Below are 23,417 nucleotides of genomic sequence, written 5' to 3' on the forward strand. Positions count from 1 at the left end.
GCCCCGGACCGTGACGTATCTCGCAGATGCCCTAAAAGGGCGAGTAGTTGGCCGTTCAGGCCGCGACCGGCTCCTTGGAGTCGACCTTCGCCGCTATCGCGGTGTCGGCGACCCCCGCACCGGTCCCCTCGGGGGCCTGCTTGCGCATGCCCTTCAGGACGACCACCAGGGCGGTGGTGACACAGACACCGGCCGCGATGGCGATCAGGTAGAGGAACGGGTTGCCGATCAGCGGGACCACGAAGATGCCGCCGTGCGGGGCCCGCAGCGTGGCGTCGAAGGCCATCGACAGGGAGCCGGTGACCGCGCCGCCCACCATGGCGGAGGGGATCACGCGCAGCGGGTCGGCCGCCGCGAACGGGATCGCGCCTTCCGAGATGAAGGAGGCGCCCAGGACCCAGGCCGCCTTGCCGTTCTCCCGCTCGGTCTCGGTGAAGAGCCTGCCGCGCACCGTCGTGGCGAGCGCCATGGCCAGCGGCGGAACCATGCCCGCCGCCATCACGGCCGCCATGATCTTCATCGCCGAGTCACTGGGGCTCGCGACCGCGATACCGGCGGTGGCGAACGTGTACGCGACCTTGTTGACCGGGCCGCCGAGGTCGAAGCACATCATCAGGCCGAGCAGCGCGCCGAGCAGGACGGCGTTGGTGCCGGTGAGGCCGTTGAGCCAGTCGGTCATGCCCTTCTGCGCGGAGGCGATGGGCTTGCCGATGACCACGAACATCAGGAATCCGACGATCGCCGCGGAGATCAGCGGGATCACCACCACCGGCATGATGCCGCGCAACGCCGCCGGGATCTTCACCTTCTGGATCCCGATCACCACACCACCGGCGATGAGACCGGCGGCCAGACCGCCGAGGAAGCCCGCGTTGATGGTGAGGGAGATCGCGCCGCCGACGAAGCCGGGCACGAGACCCGGCCGGTCCGCCATGCCGTAGGCGATGTAGCCGGCCAGGACCGGGACGAGGAAGCCGAAGGAGACGACGCCGATCTGGAAGAACAGCGCGCCCCAGCTGTCCGCCTGCAGCCACATGAAGTGGTCCATGACCGACGGCGCCTTGTTGATCTTGTAGCCGCCGATCGCGAACCCGAGGGCGATCAGCAGACCGCCCGCGGCGACGAACGGGACCATGTAACTGACGCCGGACATCAGCCACTTGCGAAGCTTGGTGCCGTATCCCTCGGCGGAGTCGCCGGAGCGCTCCACCGGCGTACCCGGCGCGGATCCCGCGCTGACCTCGCCGCGCGCGGCCTTGCCACGCACCTCGGTGATCAGCTCGGCGGGCTTGTTGATGCCCGCCTTCACGCCGACGTCGACGGTGGGCTTGCCGGCGAACCGGTCCTTGTCCCGTACGGGCACGTCGTGCGCGAAGATCACACCGTCCGCGGCCGCGATGATCGCCGGGTCGAGCCGGGTGAAGCCGGCCGAGCCCTGTGTCTCGACGACGACCTCGACACCCGCCTCGCGGCCCGCGTTCTCCAGCGACTCGGCCGCCATGTAGGTGTGCGCGATGCCGGTGGGGCAGGAGGTGACGGCGACGATCCGGAACGGACGCTCGCCGGAGGCTCCGGTGTCCGCAGTGGTGGTGTCGGTCGTGGTGCCCGTGGCGGTGTCGGCGGAGGCCGCCGCCGACACCGCCACGGAGTCCTTGGAGCCCTCGGTGGGCTCGGTGCCCTCGGACGCGGTCGAGGCCGCGGCCGCCGGGGACTCGTCCCCGCGGATGAGCGCGGCCGCGGCCGCCGCGTCGTCCACGGCCCGCAGCGCGGACGTGAACTCGGCGTTCATGAGCTGACGGGCCAGCGACGACAGGATCGTCAGATGCGCGTCGTCGGCGCCCGCCGGGGCGGCGATCAGGAAGATCAGGTCGGCCGGGCCGTCCGGCGCGCCGAAGTCGATCCCGGCCGCGCTGCGGCCGAAGCCGAGCGTCGGCTCGGTGACGTGTTCGCTCCGGCAGTGCGGGATGCCGATCCCGCCGTCGAGGCCGGTGGGCATCTGGGCCTCGCGGGCGGCCACGTCGGCGAGGAAGCCTTCTAGGTCGGTCACCCGCCCCAGGGTCACCATGCGCTCGGCGAGGGCGCGTGCCGCCGCCTCTTTGGTCTCGGCGGACAGGTCGAGATCGACCAGGTCCGCGGTGATCATCTCGCTCATCGCGGGCTCCTTCGCACGCGTATCGCCCGGGGGAAGTCTTGGGCGGGGGTGGGGACGGGGGTGCCGCGCTCAAGGAGCGCGGGGTACAGGGGAAGAGAGACCGGGACTGAGATGGCGGAGGCGGGGCCGGGGAAACCCCGCCTCATCAGAGCCGGTCCAGGGGGTGGGGCCGCAGGAGTGGCGGTCGTCATGACACGGGGATTCGTCATGACACCGGCTCCGTCAGTACGCGGTCCGCGGGGACCTCCGACGTGACGGTCACGGCGGAGGGGTCGAGGTCGGCCGGGCCCGGCATCACACTGCCGGGCAGCTGTACGGCCGCGGCGCCATGGGCGACGGCGGAGGCAAGGGCCTCCGGGCCGCGGCCACCGGCGATCAGAAAACCGGCGAGGGAGGAGTCACCGGCGCCCACGTTGCTGCGTACGGCATCCACCCGTGCGCTGCCGAACCAGGCACCCGCGCCGTCCACGAGCAGTTGCCCGTCCGCGCCGAGGCTCGCGAGCACGGCGTCGGCGCCCATCGCACGCAGTTCCTCGGCGGCCTTGACCGCGTCACCGACGGTGACGAGGGGGCGCCCGACGGCTTCGGCGAGCTCCTCGGCGTTGGGCTTCACCACGTCGGGCCGCTCGCGCAGCGCCTCGAGCAGCGCGGGGCCGGAGGTGTCCAGCGCGATCCTGGCGCCGGCCGCGTGGGCGCGGGCGACGAGGTCGGCGTACCAGGAAGGACCGAGTCCGCGCGGCAGGCTGCCGCAGCAGGTGATCCAGTCGGTGTCGCCGGAACGATACTGCTGACGCACCGTCTCCAGGAGCAGCTCCGCCTCGGCGGCGGTGAGCTCGGGGCCGGGGGCGTTGATCTTCGTGAGCGTGCCGTCCGGCTCGGCGACCGAGATGTTCGAGCGGGTGGCCCCGGTGACCGGGACCGGCGCGACCTCGATGCCCTGCGCGTGGAGCAGCTCGGCGACGAGTGCGCCGGGCGCGCCGCCCAGCGGCAGTACGGCGATCGTGCGCTGCCCCGCCGCCGCGACCGCGCGCGAGACGTTCACGCCCTTGCCGCCCGGGTCCATGCGTTCGCCGGTGGCCCGGATGACCTCGCCGCGGTCGAGCGACGGGACCTCGTACGTACGGTCGAGGGAGGGGTTGGGGGTGACGGTGAGGATCATGCGCGCACTACTTCCGTGCCACCGCGCTCGATGTCGGTGGCGTCTTCGGGGCTCAGCCCGCTGTCGGTGATCAGCAGGTCCACGTCGCTCAGGTCGCCGAAGCGGGCGAAGTGCTCCTGGCCGTGCTTGGAGGAGTCGGCGAGCAGCACCACACGGCGCGCGGCGCGGATGGCCGCGCGCTTCACGGCGGCCTCGGCGAGGTCGGGGGTGGTCAGTCCGTGCTCGGCGGAGAAGCCGTTGGCCGCGACGAACAGGACGTCGGCGCGGATCTCGGCGTACGCGCGCAGCGCCCAGGCGTCCACGGCGGCGCGCGTACGGTGCCGGACGCGGCCTCCGACCAGGTGGAGCTGGATGCCGGGGTGGTCCGCGAGGCGGGCCGCGATCGGCAGGCTGTGCGTGACTACGGTGAGCGTCGCCTCCAGCGGAAGGTCCCCGGCGAGCCGGGCGACCGTGCTGCCGGCGTCGAGGATCATCGTGCCCTGGTCCGGCAGCTCGGCGACGGCGGCCTGTGCGATGCGGTCCTTCTCGTCGGCCGCGGTGGACTCGCGCTCGGCGAGGTCGGGCTCGAAGTCCAGCCGCCCGGCCGGTATGGCACCGCCGTGCACCCGCCGCAGGAGTCCCGCGCGGTCGAGGGTCTTCAGATCGCGGCGGATGGTCTCCGCGGTGACCTGGAACTCCTCGGCCAGCGAGAGCACGTCCACCCGACCGCCGTCACGGGCGAGCCGGAGAATCTCCTGCTGCCGCTCCGGTGCGTACATGTCCGTTCGCCTCCGATTTCTGTGCGGCCGATGCCCGAACTTGTGGTTTCGCTCGGAGGCTACGCCCGGATTTCCGGAAAGTAAACAGGTTCGGGTCTCAGGTGGACACAAACGGGCATCGAGGTGAGCCCTCCGCCCCGCTCGTTCCGGCCTCGCAGAAGCCCTGACGCCGTGTCATCACGTCCGTATCCTGGAATGCGGGACACAACTTCTCGGGGGGTGTTGTGGACAGGGACGGTCTCCGCGCCCGCCCGGACCATGACTGGCAGCAGGCCGTGGTCCAGGCGCTGTGCGATTCCCCGGTCCTGGGTGACCGCAGTGCCCGCGCGATGCTGGCCGAGCTGATCGGCGACCGGCTGGGGCGGCCGGTGGTCCTGCGGGAACAGGCGACCACGCAGCTGCAGCTGCTCGAACTGGTGCGGTTCTGCGTCCGCGAGGAGATCGCGGCGAACCACGGACTGTCCGCGCTGGCCGACGCGGTGTCACTGCTGGAGGGCCGCAGCCGGACGGCCGACGCCGTCGGTGAGCTGGTGCGGGAGCACGTCGTACGGGAGCACGTCGGGGCCGCACCACCGCACGCCCCCTCGCACGCCGACCCCCCTGTTCACCTGTTCCTCTCCTGCGCCGTCACCGACCTCGCATGGGCGTCCTGGATCGCCTGGCACCTGGAGGACGCGGGCGTCGGCGTACGCCTCGACCTCCTCGACGGACCGCTGAACGGTCTGGAACAGCGCGAACGCGTGCTCGCCGTCCTGTCCCCGGCCTACGTCGGCTCCGCACCCGTCCAGCAGGCCTGGCAGGCCATGCACCGCCGGAGCCCGGAGGGCATGGCCGGGTTGCTGGTGCCGGTCATGGTGGAGCCGTGTCGGCCCCCATGGCCACTGTCCACGATCGCGCACACCGACCTCACGGGCCTCGGCGAGGACGAGGCCCGCACCCGGCTGCTCGACGCCGTCGGCGTCACCCGCACCGTCCCCACCAGGCACGCCGCACCTCCGCGCTTCCCCGACCCGGCGGGCCGACGTTGACGGGACGGGGCGGCGCGGGCCGCCACAACCCGGCGTTACGGATACGGGAGCGGATCGGCGAGGAGACCCTCGACGCACTGCTCGCGGTCCCCGCGCTCCACGACCGATACGCGCGCGCCCTGCTGACCGATCTGGTGGGCGAGGCGCTGGGGCACCGGGCCGACCTGCGGGAACAGTCCACCGTGCCGCTGCAGCTGCTGGAACTGTTCCGTTTCTGCACCCGTCACCAGGACGGACTGTCGGCGCTCGCGCGGAAACTGCCGATGCTGGAGCCGGGCTGCCCGCAGGGACCCGTCGTGCAACGGCTCGCCGACGAATGGACGGCCGTGGACTCGCTCGACGGCCTGCCGGAGGTCACCGGTTCCTGGCAGTTCCTCGGTGCCACCCTGGGCACGCTGGCCATGTCGTACGCCATGCGGACGGCCCTCGTCCGGACGGCCACCGAGGCCAGGGTCTCCGCCCCGCCGCCGCACGCCGACACCTGCTGGCACGACTTCCTGCACATGGCCGGGCAGGGAGCTCCACGGGGCGGGCTGCCACCGTGGATGGTCTACCTCGACCGCACCGCCGACGCCATGGGCCACCCCGTCGCGGTCGAGCTGCTCGCACGCAACCGGCAGTGGGCCCTGAGATGCGGCCTGGCCGAGCTGCTCGACCTCGACCGCGCCCGGACTCCGGCGCCACCGCCGGCAGTCAGGCCGGGCCAGGAATACCTGGCGATCCACATCGCTCCGGACCCGCTGGAGAACGGGCGCTACACGGTCTCGCACTCCCTCATGTCCGACGCCGGCGGCCCGAACTGGCAGCACGGCGACCCGATGCAGCGGGTGCCGACCGACGGGCTGCAGCATGCCGTGACCCGCATCATCAAAACGGTCGAAGGGGGCGGCGGCGACCGGCTGGCCCATGTGTGGCTGGAGTTCGTGCTCCCCTTCGAACTGCTCAACCTGCCCGTCGACTGGTGGCCCCGGGACACCACCGAAGTACCGAACGTGCCGCTCGCGGTGGACTACCCGGTGGTCGTGCGCAGCCTGGACCGGCTGCAGAACCGGGACTGGTACCGGTTCTGGCGTACCCGCTGGCAGCAGCTGGCGCGCGACGAACACCCGTCGAAGTCGGTGTACGTCAACGTCGCGCACCAGAACGGCAACCATCTGCGCGGCCTGGAGGCCCGCCTCGGGGACAACGAGCACTGCGTGGCCCTGGTGCTGAGCGAGCCGCCGCTGCCCGACCACGGCAACGGCCGCCGGGAGCTGCACGCGGCCCTGCGCAGCGGGCTGCCCGTGGTGATCTGGCACCGCGCGGGCCGCTCCACCAAGGAGTTCCGGGGTGTCCTCGACGGGCTCCTCACCGAGGGCCTGTCGCGGTTCCCGGCCAAGGTGGCCGCCTACCGCCGCCGTGCGGCGATCGACGCCGCCGACGACGAGGACGCCGCACACATCGGCCGCCACCTCGCGGTCCTGTGGGACGACCCCGACCGCAAACCCGTGCGTCCCGAGCCACCGTGACCTCGGACCACGTGACCACGGACCAGCAGTGCGGATCCATGACCACGGACCAGCAGTGCGGACCGGCGCCACCGGTCCGGGCATCGCCACCCCAGTCGTCGTACGGAGGGACGCCGCTCATGCCGCCGAACAGCCAGTCGTGGGGACTGTACCGAGGCACGGGGCTGCCCGGTGCGACACAGGAGGAGTGGCCCCAGGCACCGGCCTGGCGCAGTTTCGGCGGCGGCCCCGAGCTCCCCCCGCCCCCCGTCGACGACCCGTGCGCCCCCGCGGTGCTGGGCACCATCAGGCAGCCACTGCCCGCTCCACCGGACGAGGTGGCCCGGGTGAACGTGGCGCTGCACCTGCGCCGCCCCCTGCTCGTCACGGGCGAGCCCGGCACCGGCAAGTCGTCCCTCGCCTACCGCATCAGCGGGGAGCTCGGCCTCGGCCCGGTCCTGCGCTGGCAGATCACTTCCCTGAGCACACTTCGGGAGGGCCTGTACGACGGCCCGCACGACGGCCCGTACGACGGCGCGCACGAAGGTCATGACGCGGGCGGGCACGACGATGGGATCCGGCTCGGGCCCCTGGGCACCGCCTTGCTGCCGTACCGCAGGCCCCGTGTGCTGCTGATCGACCGGCTGGACCGGGCCGAGATCAGTCTGCCCGAGGACCTGTGCACGGTACTGGCGGCCGGAGGATTCTCCCTGCCGGACGCAACGGTGCGCTGCCGAGCCTTCCCCGTGGTGGTCATCACCACCACGGGTGAGCGGGATCTGCCATCGGATCTCGTACGCCGCTGTGTGACCCTGCGGACCCAGCGGCCCGGCCCGGACCTGCTGCGCGCCATCGCCGCGAACCGATTCCCTGCGGAGCCCGGACGTCCCGGCCCGGCGCCGGACGCCGTGGACGCCTTCGTCGAACGGGCCACCGCCACCGAGGGACCGGTGCTGGAACGGTTCCTGGACGCACTCCGCCTGGCCGCCGACGGTGTCCTCCAGGCCGTGGCGGAGGGCGGCGACTGGCAGGAGGCCGTCGACACCCTCTGGCAGTGGACCGCGCCGGAGGAGCCATGACGGGGCCCGGCCCGTTTCCCGCGGCGCTCCCGCCGGGGCTCCCGGAGGCCCTGCGGCACATCGGCACCGCGCTCGGCACCGCGCTCGGCACCGCGGTCGGCCGCACCGCTGTCCGGGACGTGGCGGTGGTGGCGGACTCGGGGCCGACGATGGGGATCTGGCACCGGACGGTCCACGAGTTCGCCACGGCGCTGCATCGGTGCGGGGCCTTCGGCCGGATCACCACGCACAGGCTGCCGTACGGGCACAGTGCCGACCCCGCGACCCTGCCGCGTCACCGTGCGGGCACCCGGCTGACCCTGCTCCTCACCGACGGCGCGGGCCCACGCTGGCGCACCCACGAGGTGGAACCGCTGCTGCGCCGCTGGGGCCAGTCCGGACCGCTCGCGCTGATCCACCTGCTGCCGCACCCGGTGTGGCACACGACGGGGCTGCGCGGCTGGCAGGTGCTGCTGCGCGCGCCCGCCCCGGGCGCGGCCAACCACCGAATGCGGTGGCGGCCCCGCGGCCTGGGCCCCGATCTCCACGGCCTGCCGCCGGCCCACCGTCCCGACGTGGCGGTGCCCGTGCTCGAGCTCGCCCCCCGCTGGCTGGACGCCTGGTCCGGCCTGCTGGGCGGGGGCCCGCCGTCGTGGCTGCCGATGACGGTGATGTTCCCCCGCGCGCGCGTACCCGCCGCTCCGGCGGCGGAGCCCGACCCCACCCCGGCGGCTCGGGTGGCGCGATTCCAGTCGTCCGTGCCCCGGAGCGTGTTCACGCTCGCCACCATGCTCTCCGCGACACCCCTCGACGCCGGGCTGATCGAGGAGGTGCGGGGCGCGCTCCTGCCCGGCACCTCCCTCACCGACGTCGCACACCTACTGGTGCACGGCCTGGTCCGGCCGGCCGACGGCGGGCACACCACGTTCGCGTTCGCCCCCGGGATCCGCGAGGAGCTCTTGGCCACCGGACGGCGTACCGATGTGGTGCGGGTAGTCGAGTTGATCGGGGATCGCCGGGGATCCGGCGGGGAACACTTGTGGCGACTGCCCCGGTTGCTGCGCGGGGCCGCCGTGCACCGACTCCCGCCGGTCGACGCGGAGTCCGGGCCGTGGCTCATGGCGGAGAGCGCTGTGCTCCACGCCCTGTCCGGGCCGTTCCTGAAGCCGGCGAGGGAGGTCGACGAGGCCCTCGCGGCCGCCCCGGCCGATCGGACCCGCCCGCAGCACGCACAGCACCACGGCACCGCCATCGCACCCGCAACACCCACAGCACCCAGCGATGCCGTCGTCCGGCTCCCGGACGACGCCGACCGTCGGACCGATCAGGGGAAGAGGAGGCCGGTGATGCCGCAGCAGGCCCCGGCGAGCACGGTGGGCAACGGACGTACCAGGAGCACGCCCACGATCTGGGGAAACATCCCGCCCAGGAATCCGAACTTCACGGGCCGCGAGGAACTCCTCGACAAGCTGCACCAGCGGCTGTTGCGGGAGAAGGCGACCGCCGTGCTGCCCCACACGCTGCACGGCATGGGCGGCGTCGGCAAGAGCCTGCTGGCCGTCGAGTACCTCTACCGTCGTATGGCGGAGTACGACGTGGTCTGGTGGATCTCCGCGGAGCGCACCGCGCAGATCTCCCTGTCCCTGGTGGAACTGGCACCGCGCCTGGGCCTGCCGACCGGGTCCGACGTCTCCTCGACCGTCGCCTCGGTCCTGGAGGCGCTGCGTATCGGCGTGCCCTACGCCAACTGGATCCTGGTCTTCGACAACGCCGAAAGCCCGGAATCCGTACGGCAGTTCTTCCCGGCCGGAGGACCGGGCAACATCCTCGTCACCTCGCGCAATCCGCAATGGGCCTCCGTCGCCCGGCCGCTGGAGGTCGACGTCTTCATGCGGGAGGAGAGCAAACAGCTGCTGCGCATACGCGGCCCGGAGATCAGCGACGCGGAGGCCGACCGGCTCGCGGAGGCACTCGGTGACCTGCCGCTCGCCATCGAGCAGGCCGCCGCCTGGCACGCGGAGACGGGCATGCCCGTGGACGAGTACCTGCGGCTGCTCGACGAGAAGCGCGTGGACCTGCTGCGCGGCACCGCGCCGCTCGGCAACCAGCATCCGGTGATAGCGGCCTGGAACATCTCCCTGGACCGGCTGGAGGCCAAGAGCCCGGCCGCGTACCAGCTGCTTCAGGTGTGCTCCTTCTACGCGCCCGAACCCATCGCGCGGACCATGTTCATGCGGATGCCGCCCAGTCCCATCACCCCCGAGCTGGACGCCGCCCTGGAGGATCCGATCCGGCTCGGCCAGGCCATCCGCGACATCGGCCGCTACTCCCTGGCCCGCTTCGACCACCGCACCAACTCCCTCCAGATGCACCGGCTGGTGCAGGCGGCGCTGCAGTTCCGGATGACGGAGGCGGACCGGTCCACCATGCGGCACGGGGCGCACATGCTGCTGGTGGCGAGCGACCCCAACGACCCCAGCAACGCGCTGCGCTGGGACCGGTACGGCGCGCTCTATCCCCACGTGGTGGTCTCCGGCGCGATGCAGTCCGACGAGACCTGGGTGCGCAGGCTGGTGGTGAACGAGGTCAAGTACCTGCGGCGCTGGGGGGACTACGAATCCTGTCTGGAACTCGCCCGGTCCGCCTACGACGACTGGTCCGGTCGCCTGGGCGCGGAGCACACCCAGACTCTGCAGATCGCCCGGTGGCTGGCGTTCCTCCAGTTCAGCATGGGCCGTTACAAGGAGGCTGCCGAGCTCAACACGAAGACGCTGGAAGCACATCTCAGGTCGCTGGGTCCCCACCACCAGGACACGTTCGCCGCGCTCGGCAACGTCGCCATAGACCACCGCGTGCGCGGCGCGTTCACCGAGGCCCTCCAACTCTCCGACTCCGTGCACCAGCAGTACCTGCAACTCATCGGTCCGGACGACCCGGAGACACTGCGGGCGGCGCACAACCTCGGCGTGAGCCTGCGCCTGGTGGGGAAGTTCGCCCGCGCCTACGAGCTGGACCAGCAGACCTGGCACAACCGCATCCAGATCTTCGGCCAGGACCACATCGACTCACTGAGCACCTGGCTCGGGATGATCGTCGACCTCCGCGAACTCGGCGACTACGAAACAGCGTTGACCTACCACCGCGAGATCACCGAACAGGCCACCACACTGCTCGGCGGCAGCAATCCGTTCACCCTGTCCTGCATCCGCCTCCTGGCCGTCGCCCTGCGCAAGGCCGGCGAGCACGAGGAGGCCGCCGCGACGGCGCAGCGCATTCGCGCGGACCTCGTCCGCCGGTACGGCGACCGCAACCCCGAGTCGATGGCCGCCACCCTCGAACTGACCATCCACCTGCGCCACCGGGGAGACCTGGAGGAAGCACTGCGTCTGGGTACGGCGATCTGCCGACGGTACGAGGAGACGTACGGCAAGCACCACCCGCATGCCCTGTCCGCCGCGGTGAACCTCGCGATCACCTATCGGCTCCTGGGCGACGCCGCGGCCGCACAGTACATCGACGCCGTGGCGCTCGAGCAGTTCACACGGACGCTGGACGCGACGCACCCCTCCGCGCTGGTGTGCCGCACCAATCTCGCCAGCGACCACTACGCGCTCGGTGACGCGGTCGGCGCGCTGGACCTCGACACCGAAACACTCCGCAGGTCCCGGGAGGTCTTCGACGACGCACACCCCTCCACCCTGGCCTGTGCCGCGAACCTCGCCATGGACCTACGGGCCGTGGGACGGGATGAGGAGGCGGAGGCACTGCACGGCGACACCCGCGACCGTCTCCACCGCACCTTGGGCAGCGGACACCCGGCCGTCGCCCAGGCCGCGGACTGGGACCACCGCGCGAACTGCGACATCGATCCGATGCCGCTGTGACAGATCCGCGCCGCTCGGGTCGGGCTTGGCCCGAGCAGTACCCCTACTCCGCGAGCCAGTGAGCCAGAAGTGCCGGATCGGGCGGGGTGGGCAGCGACCGGCTGACGGCCAGGGCCAGTTCGGGTCGTTCGATCAGGGCGGTCCCGGCGGCTCGCTCGCCGCACTCGGCCAGCGCAAGGCCGAGTCCGGCCCAGGCGGCGGGTCTGGCGACCGGACCCATGAGTTCCTCGGTGTACAGCTTGACCGCGCTCGCGGCGTCGCCGTCCACCAGCGCCAGATCGGCGGGAACGACACCCGGCACCGTCCTCGCCGGGTTCTCCGCCGCGCGCAGGGCGTCGAACTCGCCGGGGGCGATGAGGCTGAGGCGCGCCAGCAGCGCGAGTGTGTCGAGCCGACAGGCGCCCGAATCGGCCCGCAACGCGCGCTCGGGGCGCATGCCGACATCCACGCGCCGCTCCGCCCGCCAGTCGTCAGCCAGCTCCCTCGCATGCGCCGGGGGCACATGGAGGTGGTGCACACGCCAGGTCGCACGGTGGTGGACCGTCGCGAGATGCGCAAGGCGCTGTTCACGCGCTCCCACCGACTCCGCAGGCCAGGGCGCGGTCTGTTCGTCCAGGCTGCCGATCAGCGAGCGCCCCAGCGGAGTCAGGGCGGGGTGGTCGCGCAGGGTCCCGAGCACCGTGCGGACGGCGCTCCGCCACAGCGCGTACTCGAAGCCCGCAAGCCCTTCCGGGCCGCGCGTGCGCCAGTAGTGCGCGACCCCTGAGAAGGCATAGGCCCCATGCACCAGCCCCCCGAGGGGGCGCGGATCGTCGCGCCAGGGCGCGTAGAACAGGTCGTCGCACTCATCGAACAGCGGCGTAAGGAAGATGAGGCCGTTGAGCAGGGTGTGCCGGAACTCATGCAGGACGGCGACCCCCAGCTGCGCCGGGAGGACGTCTTCGTCCTCGTCCGGCTCGGACAGCAGCAGGCACCCGAACGCGTCGCTCGACGAAGCCGCCCGCGCGCGCAGCCGCTCGCCCCGCGGCAGCGGAATGACGGATCGCAAGCCCGCGGCCAAGGCCCGGGCGCCGTCCGTGTGACCCTCCACCAGTACCGGCCACATGCGCTCGAACCAGCGCTGCCAGGAAGCGAACTGCGCGGGAGCGAGACGTCCGGGCGCCGTCAGCTGCGGCACCGGTGCATAGGGTCCGAGGTCGTCGAGGGCGAGGGTGAGGTCGACTCCCGCGTGCTGCGCACGCAGCCACCGCTGCCCCTCCCATCCCGGGGCGTCGTTCTCCGTCTCGTCCGGCACCGTCACGGTCACACCGCCCGCGCCGACCCGGACCACCCCGTCCTGCCTCCACACCTCGGCGGTTCCCCGGAGATCGCCACCGACCGTGGCCCGGCCAAGGCCTGGCAGGAACACCCGCCCCTCCCGCACCGGCACACACGCACGGAAGTCGGCCCCGGCGGTGATGAACACGGCCGCCGCCAACTGTCCGAGGAACCCCAGCTCCACGTGCAGCGGTGTCTCGATCTCGGTCGCCGCCGCCGGATCCGGGCGGGACAGTCTGCGCAGCAGGCTCGCCGCCCACACACCCACCTGCGGGTCGAGGAGCACCGTACGGAAGGCCGCCGGGTCCGCCCGCTCGGCGGCTTCGAGCAGCTTCCAGGCCCGACGGACGTCGTCGGCGTCCGCTGCCGCGTCCAGGATCGCGCGCAACAGCAACAGGCGTCGGCTCGACTCCGCGTCGAGCAGAAAACCGACGGCTTCCTCGTTCTCGGTGACGGAGTTCAGCGCGTCCAGGACAGGGTTGGAGAGGTGGTGAAGACGCATCCGCGGGCCTAGCCGCCTTCGCTGCCCGCGATCGTGGACACAGGACGGCCGACGCGATACGTCAAGCGCTCGATCGACGGCCGTAGAACGGCGTCATCAAGGGCCGCGACCTCCTCGAGCGAGAGTGCCGACAAGGTGGGAAGCCAGGATTGCGGCGCCCCGGGCACCACCGCTTCACGGGGGGTGACGTGTTCCCTCGATGACATTACGTCACCGTATATCAACGTGTGCTCTCAAGAAACGCAGAACCACTCCCCAGCGAGGTGTGCCCGCCCTCCGGCGGCGGAGGGCGGGCACACGACCAGGGCGTCGACACCAGGACGTCAGCCGAGCAGCGCCGGCTCGCTGTCGGACACCGGGGTGCCCGCCGCCGGGTTCGCGTTCTCCGGCTCGCCGGCCGCGGTGTCCTCCACCCCCTCGACATGCTGCGCCGGCCGCTTCGGCAGTGCGAACATCAGCAGGAAGATCGCGACCATCACCGCCACGACCCAGCCCAGCGCGTGCTGGAAGCCGTTGACGAAGGCCGGGCCCACCTGGGCGGGGGTCAGGCGGTCGCCGATCTGGCCGAAGAAGACCACGGACACCAGGCCGAGTCCGAGCGCGTTGCCCATCTGCTGCACGGTGTTGATGAGGCCCGACGCCGAACCGGAGTGCTCGCGCGGCACCTCCGACAGCACCGCGTCGGTCAGCGGGGCCACGATGAAGCCCATGCCCGCGCCCATGACGACCAGCGGAAGCGCCATCTGCCAGGAGGCGATGGACAGGCCGTACCGCTCGGACTCCCAGATGTAGAGCAGCACCCCGGCCGCCATGATCAGCGCGCCGGCCTGGAGCACCTTGCGCCCGAAGCGCGGGACGAGCAGCTGCACCGACATGCCCGCCGCGGCCGAGACCGCGATCGAGAACGGGACCCCGGTCAGACCCGCCCGCAGCGGGCGCCAGCCCAGGCCGACCTGCATGTACAGCGTCCAGACCAGGAAGAAGATGCCGAGGCCGACCCCGAAGACGGTCTGGACGGCGATGCCCGCGGCGAAGCTCTTCACCTTGAACAGCGACAGCTCCACCAGCGGCGAACCGTCCCGCGCCGCCTTCCGCCGCTCGTACGCCACCAGCGCCGCGAAGACGAGGAGGGCGCCGCCCATCGACACGTACCCCCACAGCGGCCAGCCCAGCTCACGCCCGCGCGTCAGCGGGTAGAGCAGCATCAGCAGGCCCAGCGTCACGAGGGCCACGCCGACGAGGTCGAGCTTGAGGGCCTTCGGGGCCTTGGACTCGCTGATGAAGCGGCGTCCCAGGATCAGCGCGGCGATGCCCACCGGCAGGTTGATGAGGAAGATCGGCCGCCATTCGAGACCGAAGAGGTTCCACTCGGTGAGCAGCGCGCCGAGCAGCGGGCCGGACACCGCGCCCAGGCCGACGATCGCTCCGAAGAGGCCGAAGACCTTGCCCCGCTCGTGCGCCGGGAAGGTCGCGTGCACGATCGACAGCACCTGCGGCACCATCAGCGCGGCCATCCCGCCCTGCAGGATGCGCGAGGCGACGAGCATCTCCGGGTTCGCGGCGAAGCCGCACAGCGCGGAGGCGATCGTGAAGCCGCCTATGCCGACCAGGAAGAGCCGCTTGCGGCCGTGGATGTCGCCGAGCCGTCCACCGGTGATGAGCCCGGCGGCGAAGGCGAGCGCGTAGCCGGCGGTGATCCACTGGATCTGGCTGAAGGACGCGCCCTCGTCCTGCTTGATCGAGGGAATCGCGATGTTGACGATCGTGACGTCGACCAGGTCCATGAAGGCCGCGGTCATCACGATGGCGAGCGCGAACCAGCGCCGTCGGTCGGCCACGGCTGCCGGGCCCTGCGGCGGCTCGGCCGGACTGCTGGGAGTGGTCTCGGTGGAGGTCATGGCTTGAAGGTAGACCCCCATTAGGTCAGATCATGTCCTAGATGTGCGGCACTCTGGGAAACATGACGACGGACACCCCGGCCCGGCTCCTCCAGTTGCTCTCCCTCCTCCAGACGCCCCGCGAATGGCCCGGCGGCGAGCTCTCCGAGCGTCTTGGCGTGTCCCGGCGTACCGTCCGCCGCGACATCGACCGGCTCCGGGAGCTGGGTTATCCGGTACAGGCGACGAAGGGGGCCGACGGCGGGTACCGGCTGGTGGCGGGCAAGGCGATGCCGCCGCTCGTGCTCGACGACGAGGAGGCGGTGGCGATCGCGGTGGGGCTGCGGGCCGGCGCCGGGCACGCGGTCGAGGGCGTCGAAGAGGCCTCGGTGCGGGCCCTCGCCAAACTGGAGCAGGTGCTGCCGTCCCGGCTGCGCCACCGTGTGTCCACGCTCCAGGCCGCGACCACCCCGCTGACCAGCGGGGACGGGGCGAGCATCGCGCCCGAGACGCTGACCGTGATCGCCGCGTCGGTGACCGGGCGGGAACGGCTGCGGTTCGCCTACCGCTCGGGGGACGACACCCCTTCACGACGCCTGGCCGAGCCCTACCGTCTCGTGTCCACCGGCCGTCGCTGGTACCTCGTCGCCTACGACCTCGACCGCGACGACTGGCGCACCTTCCGCGTCGACCGGATCGCCGAGCCCTTCGCGACCGGCGTCCGTTTCACGCCACGCGAACTGCCGACGGGCAACGCGGCCGAATACCTGCGGCAGTCGATGTACGGGCGCCAGGAGACGTACGACTTCGAGGTCGCCTTCGCCGCGCCCGCCGCGTTCGTCGCGGCCCGCCTGCCCAAGTGGTTCGGCGCGCCCGAGCCGATCGACGAGCGCAACTGTCTGCTGCGTTCCTCCGCCGGGGACGCCGTGGAGTGGCTGGCGGTACGGCTCGCGATGGTCGACTGCGAGTTCACGGTGCGGCGGCCGGCGGAACTGGTGGAGTGTGTACGGGAGTTGGGCGGGCGCCTGACTCGGGCGGCGGGCGGCCCGGAAGACGGGTCGGAGGGCGGGGCGGCGGGCAGGGCGGGAGACGGGGCGGAGGGTGGCCGCCGGGAAGGGCGCGGCGTCAGGGCCGGGTGAGCCCCGCGCGGGCCCGACCGGTCCGCGGCGCGCTCACACGGTGCCCAGGGGAAGTCACGCGGCGCCCCAGGGGAAGTCACACAGCGCCCCAGGGGAAGTCACGCAGCGCTTCCAGATGACGTACCGCGAGCGCGACCGGTCCGGCCGGACCGTCGGCCGGCTCGTCACCGGCGGCCCAGGCCTCCACCGCCACGCGAACCGCCGCACCGGCCACGGCGGCACCGAGCCGGAACTCCGCCCCGCCGCCCGCCACGGACGCCCTCGCCTCCAGTACCTGCGCCAGCGTCCGCTCCGCCCCCTGACACGCCTCGCCCCACACCCTCAGCAGCGCCGGGCTCCCCTCGGCCAAGCGGAGCAGAGCGCGGACCCAGTCCATGGACTCAGGTCGCAGCCCGACGCCCGGGGTGAGGGTCTGGACGACGGCGTGGCGAAGCGCCTCCGGCACGGACAGGTCGGCCGGGGCGTCACGGACGGCCTCGGCCCACTTCTCGACGCCCGCGGAGAAGAGCGGGGCGAGGCACTCTTCCTTGCCGGCGAAGTAGCGGTAGAAGGTGCGTGGCGCGACACCGGCGGCGCGGGCGATGTCCTCGGCTCGGGTGGCACGCAGACCGTGCCTCATGAAGAGCCCGGCCGCGGCCCGCGCGATCTCCATCCGGGTGGCGGCCTTGCGTCGCTCCGTGAGCGAGAGCCCGGGAGCGGCGGCCGCGCGGTCCGTACCGGTCACGGACGGCAGGTTATGCCCCTGTGGCACAATCTGCCATCCGGGTCACCCCGGGGTTCAGGTACGGGGTGGCCCGTCGGCCTGCCCGAAAACCACCGCTCCCCCGCAGCGAGGCCCGAACCACCCCCGGACGAACCCCGCCCCATCCCCGGACGAACCCCGACCGACCCCGCCGAACCCCGCACAAAAAGGAGCCGAGCCCCGGCGCCAGGGGGGGGGAAGGCGCCGAAGCTCGGCTCTGGAGAGTCCCGGCGCGGGGGGGGGGAGTGCGTCGGGACTCGGTTCTGGGGGGTCTTGGGGCTGCGCCCCGGGACCCTGAACCCTGGGCCCTGAAGTCTTGTGCCCAGAGCCCAGCGAGTTAAGCGGCGTTACATGGCCATGTCCGGTCGACTTATGGCCGACCTCGGGGCCATCAGATCCGTCAGATCCGTCGAACCCGTACGAACCATACGTGGCACACCAACCACATGAACCACGCAAACCGCACTAACCACGGACATTCTTAAGCCGCCGCGTCAAAACCGGTGTCGCGAGCCAGCTTCTTCAGCTCCAGCAGCGCGTGCTTCTCGATCTGGCGGATGCGCTCACGGGTGAGCCCGTGCTCCTTGCCGACCTCCGTGAGCGTGCGCTCCCGGCCGTCGTCGATGCCGTACCGCATCTTGATGATCGAGGCCGTGCGCTGGTCGAGGCGGCCGATCAGGTCGTCGAGCTCCTCGCTGCGCAGCAGGGTGAGGACGGACTGCTCGGGCGAGACCGCGGAGGTGTCCTCGAGGAGGTCACCGAACTGGGTGTCACCGTCGTCGTCCACCGACATGTTCAGCGAGACCGGGTCGCGGGCCCAGTCCAGGACATCCGTCACACGCTCCGGGGTCGAGTCCAGCTCGGCGGCGATCTCCGCGTGCTCGGGCTCGCGCCCGTTCTTGCGGTTGAACTCGCGCTGCACGCGACGGATCCGGCCCAGCTCCTCGACCAGGTGCACGGGGAGGCGGATCGTGCGCGACTGGTCGGCGATGGAGCGGGTGATGGCCTGACGGATCCACCACGTGGCGTACGTCGAGAACTTGAAGCCCTTGCGGTAGTCGAACTTCTCGACCGCGCGCACCAGGCCCGCGTTGCCCTCCTGGATCAGGTCGAGCAGGGGCAGGCCGCTACGGGGATACCGCCGGGCCACGGCGACGACCAACCGCAGGTTGGAGCGGATGAAGACATCCTTGGCCCGCTCCCCCTCGGCGACCAGCGCCTCGAGCTCCTCGCGGGTCGCATCCGCCTTGGGGGCATCGACCTCGTCGTCGAGGATCTGCCGAGCGAACACACCCGCCTCGATGATCTGGGACAGCTCGACTTCCTTGGCGGCGTCGAGCAGCGGCGTACGCGCGATCTCGTCGAGGTACATGCCGACCAGGTCGCGGTCGGCGATTTCGCCGCCTACGGCGCGAACACTGCGTGCCGCGTCGGTGGTCTCGCCGGTGGCGGACTGACGACGGGCGACGGCACGGGTTGCCATGCGTGCTCCCTTGCGATGGTGGGCTTGCGGGTCCTAGTGGCGGCTCGGACACTCTTCCGAGTGCCCGGCATCCGAAGGAAACAACGACTGGAATCCGGACAGAATTCCCAACCCGCCCTCCTATTTTTCTGACCATGCAGTACCCTGTGCCGCCACAGCGGGAGGTCGGATGGCAACGGAACGTACAGAGGTGCAGGTCAGGCCAGGAGTCGAGGCCGACCTCGACGCTCTCACGGCCATCTACAACCACTACGTCCGCGAGACGCCCATCACCTTCGACACTGCCGTCTTCACCTCGGAAGAGCGTCGTCCTTGGCTGCTCTCCCACCCTGAAGACGGCCCGCACCGCCTGATGGTTGCCACGGACACGGACTCACAGGGGGTTCCCGGGAACGCACAGCGAATTCTGGGATACGCCACGTCAAGCGCCTTCCGCCCCAAGCCCGCCTACGCCACCTCCGTCGAGGTCACCATCTACCTCGCCCCGGACGCGGGCGGCCGGGGCGTCGGCACGCTGCTCTACAAGGCCCTCTTCGAGGCGCTCGCCGACGAGGACGTGCACCGCGCCTACGCGGGCATCGCCCAACCCAACGAAGCGTCCGTGCGGCTGCACGAACGCTTCGGGTTCCGCTACGTCGGTACGTACCGGGAGGTGGGCCGGAAGTTCGGCCGGTACTGGGATGTGGCCTGGTACGAGAAGAACCTCTAGCCGATACGGGAAGAACCTCTAGCCGAACTGAACCGACCGCTTGGCCAGCCCCAGCCAGAACCCGTCGATCACCGACCGCTGCTCGTCCAGCTCGCCCGTGGCGTCCGCCGCGCCCATCGTCACGAAGAGCGGGGCGAAGTGCTCGGTGCGGGGGTGGGCGAGCAGGCCGGCCGGGGACTTGTGGCCGAAGTCGAGCAGGGCGTCCCAGTCACGGGCGTCCAGGGCGCGGTGGCCCCAGTCGTCGAACTCGACCGACCAGGAGGGGACGCCGGCCTGGCGCAGCGCGGCCAGGTTGTGGGTGAAGAAGCCGGAGCCCACGATCAGGACGCCCTCGTCGCGCAGCGGCGCCAGCTTGCGTCCGATCTCCATCAGCTTCACCGGATCGAGGGTCGGCATGGAGATCTGCAGGACAGGGATGTCGGCGTCGGGGAACATCTCGACGAGGGGGACGTAGGCACCGTGGTCGAGGCCGCGGTCCGGGATGTCCTGGACGGGAACGCCCGGGGCGCGCAGCAGCTTCCGTACGGACTCGGCGAGTTGGGGGGCGCCGGGAGCCGCGTACCGGACCTGGTAGTAGTGCTCGGGGAAGCCCCAGAAGTCGTAGACGAGCGGTACGGTCTGGACCGCGCCGAGGGCCAGCGGGGCCTCCTCCCAGTGGGCGGAGACCATCAGGATCGCCTTGGGACGGGGCAGTTCGGCGGACCAGGCGGCCAGCTCTCCGGGCCAGATCGGGTCGTCGGCGAGCGGCGGAGCGCCATGACTGAGGTAGAGGGCGGGCATGCGCTCCTGCGGGGCACGCCCCTCGGTGACGGCAGACGTGGCGACAGACATGGCGGCTACTCCCTCCGGGGGGTCCCCCCTATCGTAAGACCGATTGGGAAGTTATTTGAAGTCTCAAGCTTCCATGCGGAACCATACTCCCGATTTGTTTAACATTCAAGAAGGGGCTCGTACAGTGGAGTACATGACTACGGCATCCGCATCCGCTGAAGAGCCGCGCTGGCTCACCGACGAGGAACAGCGCACCTGGCGTGCGTACATGAACGCCGCCACCCTCCTCGAGGACCATCTCGACCGTCAGCTGCAGCGCGACGCGGGCATGCCGCACGTCTACTACGGTCTGCTCGTCCAGCTCGTCGAGGCGCCGCGCAGAAGGCTGCGGATGACCGAGCTGGCCATGAACGCGAAGATCACCCGCTCGCGCCTCTCGCACGCGATCGCCCGCCTGGAGAAGAACGGGTGGGTGCGCCGCGAGGACTGCCCCTCCGACAAGCGGGGCCAGTTCGCCGTCCTCACCGACGCCGGTTACGAGGTGCTGAGCAAGGCCGCGCCGGGCCATGTCGACGCCGTACGGCAGGCCTTCTTCGACCGGCTCACGCCCGAACAGCACAAAGCCCTCGGCGAGGCCATGCGGATCATCGCCGAGGGGCTGCAGCCGAAGGACGCGGGCGCGGACCTGCCTTGGCTGCGTTGACGGGCTGACGGGGTTACGGGGTTACGGGTTGACCGGGAGCGGACGCGGGTCCGCCCCGGTCCCGATGAACTCGGAACCGGGGCGGACCCTGGGAATCGTACGGGCGAGGCGTCCCCACCCCGCGCCCGCACTCGAAGCACCTGAGGTACCAGCGGCGGTACGGGCGGTACGGGTGATCAGTGGGCGATCACCGGCACCTTGACCTCGTCCTCGGCACCGTCGCCCGCGCCGGAGGCCGCGGACATGTCCGGGCGGCCGGTGTTGACGAGGGTCGCGGCGATCGTGGCCGCGACCACCAGGATGCCGACGGCGAACCAGATGGCGTTGGTGTAGCCGTTCACCATGCCCTGCAGCTGGACGAGCTGCTGCTGCGACTTGGAGGCGGCGCCACCGATGTGGTCCTTGATGTACGAGGTGGTCGCCGAGGCGGCGATCGTGTTCAGCAGGGCCGTACCGATCGCGCCGCCCACCTGCTGCGAGGTGTTGACCATCGCGGAGGCGACACCGGCGTCCTGCGGCTGGACACCGTACGTGGCCAGGGACATGGCGGGCATGAACGCCGTACCCATACCGAGGCCGAGCAGCAGCTGGGCCGGGAGCAGCAGACCCGCGTAGGAGGAGTTGATCTCCATCTGGGTCAGCAGCAGCATGCCCAGGGCGGCCAGGGCGAAGCCCGGTGCCATCAGCAGCCGCGGCGGGACGCGGGTCATCAGACGGGCGCCGATCTGGGTGGAGCCCGTGATCATGCCCGCGATCATCGGCAGGAAGGCGAAGCCGGTCTTGACCGGCGAGTAGCCCTTCACGATCTGCAGGTAGTAGGTCAGGAACAGGAACAGGCCGAACATCGCGATGATCGCGAGGCCGAGCGAGAGGTAGACACCGCCGCGGTTGCGCTCGGTGATGACGCGCAGGGGCAGCAGCGGGGCCTTGACCTTGGACTCGGTGAACACGAAGGCCGCGAGCAGCACCGCCGAGGCGACGAACAGACCGATGGTGGTGGAGTCGCCCCAGCCGTTGGACTCGGCACGGGTGAAGCCGTAGACCAGGGAGACCAGACCCAGGGTGGAGAGGATGACACCGGGGATGTCGAGCGGCGAACGGTTGCGGCCGCCGGCCGGCTCACGGATGACGAAGTACGCGCCGAGGGCGGCGATGATCGCGAACGGGATGTTCACGAAGAACGTCCAGCGCCAGTTCAGGTACTCGGTGAGGAAGCCGCCGAGGATCAGGCCGACGGCGCCACCGCCACCGGCGATCGCACCGTAGATGCCGAACGCCTTGGCGCGCTCCTTGGCGTCGGTGAACATCACCGCGAGCAGCGAGAGCGCGGCGGGGGCCAGGAGGGCACCGAAGGCGCCCTGCAGGGCGCGGGCGCCGAGCAGCATCGCCTCGCTCTGCGCGGCGCCGCCGATGGCGGAAGCGCCCGCGAAGCCGATCAGACCGGTGACGAAGGTGCGCTTGCGGCCCCACAGGTCGGCGATACGGCCGCCGAAGAGCAGCAGACCGCCGAAGGCGAGGGCGTAGGCCGTGATGACCCACTGCCGGTTGCCGTCCGATATCCCCAGGTCCTGCTGGGCGGAGGGCAGCGCGATGTTCACGATGGTCGCGTCGAGGACGACCATCAGCTGGGCGAGCGCGATGAACGCGAGCGCTTTCCAGCGGTTGCTGTGTGCGTCGGCGAGTTCGGCCGCCGACTTTGCCGAGGCTGAGGTGCCTGTTTCAGACATGGGGATACCCACTCCGGTACTTCGCAGTGAAAAAGGTGAGGGAAGGTCACGGGAGCCGGCGGCTCGTCGTCGACGACGGCCGCAAGCCTCCGGAAGCTTGTCGGACTAAGTTCGGACTAACGCTGGACTAACGTCGGACTGAAGACTGGCGCTGTGCGCCGATCTCATCGGTCAGGCTGGTCTGGCTGCTGGTCAGGCTGTTCGCAGATCCTCCACGGTGGCCGCCACTCCGGGCAGTACGGAGCGGGCCGGTGCCCGCAGACCGTCCAGGAACAGCTGCAGATGACGGTGCACGAAGCGGTCGATGCCCTGGCACGCGGTGCCGGGCAGCGGCCGGGTGAGCTGACTGACGGCGACCATGAGGTCACCTGACTCGACGTCGGGCCGCAACTGTCCGGCCTCGCGGGCGCGCCTCATCAGCGCGCCGACCAGCTCCATGGTCCGCTCGCTTGCGGCGAACAGATCCGGGTGGTGCTGGTCGAAGGCTGCGGAGAGCATGGGGCACAGGGCGCCGATCCGCTCGTCCGCCGCGAAGTGCACGAAGTCGCTCAGCGCCTGGAAGGCGTCGCCGCCCTCCATGAGAGCCGACTCGATCCACTCCGACGTACGGTCCATGACCGAGCAGACGACCTCCCGCGCGAGCGCGTCGCGGTCCGGGAAGTTGCGGTACACCGTGGCGTTGCCGACACCGGCGCGGCGGGCGATCTCGTCGAACGGCACGTCGGGGCCGAACTCGACGAACATCTCACGCGCGGCGGCGACGATCCGCTCCCGGTTGCGCAGGGCATCGGCGCGGGGCCGGGGCACGCGACGCTTCACGGGGGTGGCGGTCTCCACGGCGTACTCCTCAGACGTAGGTGTAGGAAGACTGTGGCGCGATCCGGGGAATCCGTCCCCGTTTCGCTCGGACACATGGCTAAA

General features: G+C 71.2%; 17 protein-coding genes. 7 read left to right on the plus strand and 10 right to left on the minus strand.

Annotation, left to right across the window (positions count from 1 at the left end; all coding sequences use genetic code 11):
• Nucleotides 1-55: 55 nt before the first annotated feature.
• From OG798_RS24385 to OG798_RS24395, 3 genes are all read right to left on the minus strand, one after another.
• Complete coding sequence (locus tag OG798_RS24385) at nt 56-2,152, minus strand: PTS fructose transporter subunit IIABC (protein WP_267062111.1); 2,097 nt, start codon at nt 2,150-2,152, stop codon at nt 56-58.
• A 205-nt stretch (nt 2,153-2,357) separates the two neighbouring features.
• Nucleotides 2,358-3,311: a 1-phosphofructokinase gene (gene pfkB, locus OG798_RS24390; RefSeq protein ID WP_095854149.1), complete on the minus strand. Its 954-nt coding sequence runs from the start codon at nt 3,309-3,311 to the stop codon at nt 2,358-2,360.
• Entirely contained in the window at nt 3,308-4,069 is a 762-nt protein-coding gene (locus OG798_RS24395) for a DeoR/GlpR family DNA-binding transcription regulator (protein ID WP_054233089.1), read from the minus strand. The genes pfkB and OG798_RS24395 overlap by 4 nt, the downstream gene beginning before the upstream one ends.
• 224 nt (nt 4,070-4,293) lie before the next feature.
• Here OG798_RS24395 and OG798_RS24400 point away from each other — a divergent pair, with 224 nt between their 5' ends.
• From OG798_RS24400 to fxsT, 4 genes are all read left to right on the plus strand, one after another.
• A complete protein-coding gene (locus tag OG798_RS24400; protein ID WP_121415864.1) occupies nt 4,294-5,097 on the plus strand; it encodes a toll/interleukin-1 receptor domain-containing protein in 804 nt (267 codons plus the stop codon).
• Nucleotides 5,094-6,605, plus strand: a complete 1,512-nt coding sequence (locus OG798_RS24405; RefSeq protein ID WP_095854147.1) for a VMAP-C domain-containing protein — start codon at nt 5,094-5,096, stop codon at nt 6,603-6,605. Before OG798_RS24400 ends, OG798_RS24405 begins: the two co-directional genes overlap by 4 nt.
• A 119-nt stretch (nt 6,606-6,724) precedes the next feature.
• Complete coding sequence (locus tag OG798_RS24410; protein WP_328757661.1) at nt 6,725-7,663, plus strand: AAA family ATPase; 939 nt, start codon at nt 6,725-6,727, stop codon at nt 7,661-7,663.
• Nucleotides 7,660-11,526 carry an FxSxx-COOH system tetratricopeptide repeat protein gene (gene fxsT / locus OG798_RS24415; RefSeq protein ID WP_328757662.1) on the plus strand — a complete coding sequence of 1,289 codons (3,867 nt, stop codon included), beginning with the start codon at nt 7,660-7,662 and terminating at the stop codon, nt 11,524-11,526. The genes OG798_RS24410 and fxsT overlap by 4 nt, the downstream gene beginning before the upstream one ends.
• Nucleotides 11,527-11,569: 43 nt before the next feature.
• Here the strand turns inward: fxsT and OG798_RS24420 are convergent, their stop codons facing one another.
• Together OG798_RS24420 and OG798_RS24425 are read right to left on the minus strand one after the other, a co-directional pair.
• A complete protein-coding gene (locus tag OG798_RS24420) occupies nt 11,570-13,345 on the minus strand; it encodes an HEXXH motif domain-containing protein (RefSeq protein WP_095854145.1) in 1,776 nt (591 codons plus the stop codon).
• Between the two features lie 323 nt (nt 13,346-13,668).
• On the minus strand, nt 13,669-15,243 hold the full coding sequence (locus tag OG798_RS24425; protein WP_267062114.1) for an MFS transporter: 1,575 nt from the start codon (nt 15,241-15,243) through the stop codon (nt 13,669-13,671).
• 62 nt (nt 15,244-15,305) lie between these two features.
• Here OG798_RS24425 and OG798_RS24430 point away from each other — a divergent pair, with 62 nt between their 5' ends.
• Nucleotides 15,306-16,361 (plus strand): helix-turn-helix transcriptional regulator, encoded by a 1,056-nt coding sequence (locus OG798_RS24430; RefSeq protein ID WP_267062115.1) that lies wholly within the window; start codon nt 15,306-15,308, stop codon nt 16,359-16,361.
• A 76-nt stretch (nt 16,362-16,437) separates the two neighbouring features.
• On the opposite strand, the gene OG798_RS24435 is transcribed toward OG798_RS24430, so the two are convergent.
• Nucleotides 16,438-17,013 (minus strand): TetR family transcriptional regulator, encoded by a 576-nt coding sequence (locus OG798_RS24435; RefSeq protein ID WP_328760072.1) that lies wholly within the window; start codon nt 17,011-17,013, stop codon nt 16,438-16,440.
• A 571-nt stretch (nt 17,014-17,584) separates the two neighbouring features.
• On the minus strand, nt 17,585-18,586 hold the full coding sequence (locus OG798_RS24440) for a sigma-70 family RNA polymerase sigma factor (protein ID WP_054233096.1): 1,002 nt from the start codon (nt 18,584-18,586) through the stop codon (nt 17,585-17,587).
• Nucleotides 18,587-18,755: 169 nt separating this feature from the next.
• On the opposite strand from OG798_RS24440, the gene OG798_RS24445 reads away from it, so the two are divergent.
• Nucleotides 18,756-19,295: a GNAT family N-acetyltransferase gene (locus OG798_RS24445; RefSeq protein ID WP_095854144.1), complete on the plus strand. Its 540-nt coding sequence runs from the start codon at nt 18,756-18,758 to the stop codon at nt 19,293-19,295.
• 18 nt (nt 19,296-19,313) lie between these two features.
• Here OG798_RS24445 and OG798_RS24450 read toward each other — a convergent pair whose 3' ends face one another.
• The gene (locus tag OG798_RS24450; RefSeq protein ID WP_121415862.1) at nt 19,314-20,126 is read right to left on the minus strand and encodes a dioxygenase family protein; all 813 of its coding nucleotides are present in this window, start codon (nt 20,124-20,126) and stop codon (nt 19,314-19,316) included.
• A gap of 133 nt (nt 20,127-20,259) precedes the next feature.
• Here OG798_RS24450 and OG798_RS24455 point away from each other — a divergent pair, with 133 nt between their 5' ends.
• Nucleotides 20,260-20,769 (plus strand): MarR family winged helix-turn-helix transcriptional regulator, encoded by a 510-nt coding sequence (locus OG798_RS24455; protein WP_067376571.1) that lies wholly within the window; start codon nt 20,260-20,262, stop codon nt 20,767-20,769.
• A 176-nt stretch (nt 20,770-20,945) separates the two neighbouring features.
• On the opposite strand, the gene OG798_RS24460 is transcribed toward OG798_RS24455, so the two are convergent.
• On the minus strand, nt 20,946-22,496 hold the full coding sequence (locus tag OG798_RS24460) for an MFS transporter (protein ID WP_267062116.1): 1,551 nt from the start codon (nt 22,494-22,496) through the stop codon (nt 20,946-20,948).
• 192 nt (nt 22,497-22,688) lie between these two features.
• Entirely contained in the window at nt 22,689-23,333 is a 645-nt protein-coding gene (locus tag OG798_RS24465; RefSeq protein ID WP_095854141.1) for a TetR/AcrR family transcriptional regulator, read from the minus strand.
• Between the last annotated feature and the right edge of the window lie 84 nt (nt 23,334-23,417).

This window comes from Streptomyces sp. NBC_00271 (assembly GCF_036178845.1).
In the GTDB taxonomy this organism is placed as follows: domain Bacteria; phylum Actinomycetota; class Actinomycetes; order Streptomycetales; family Streptomycetaceae; genus Streptomyces.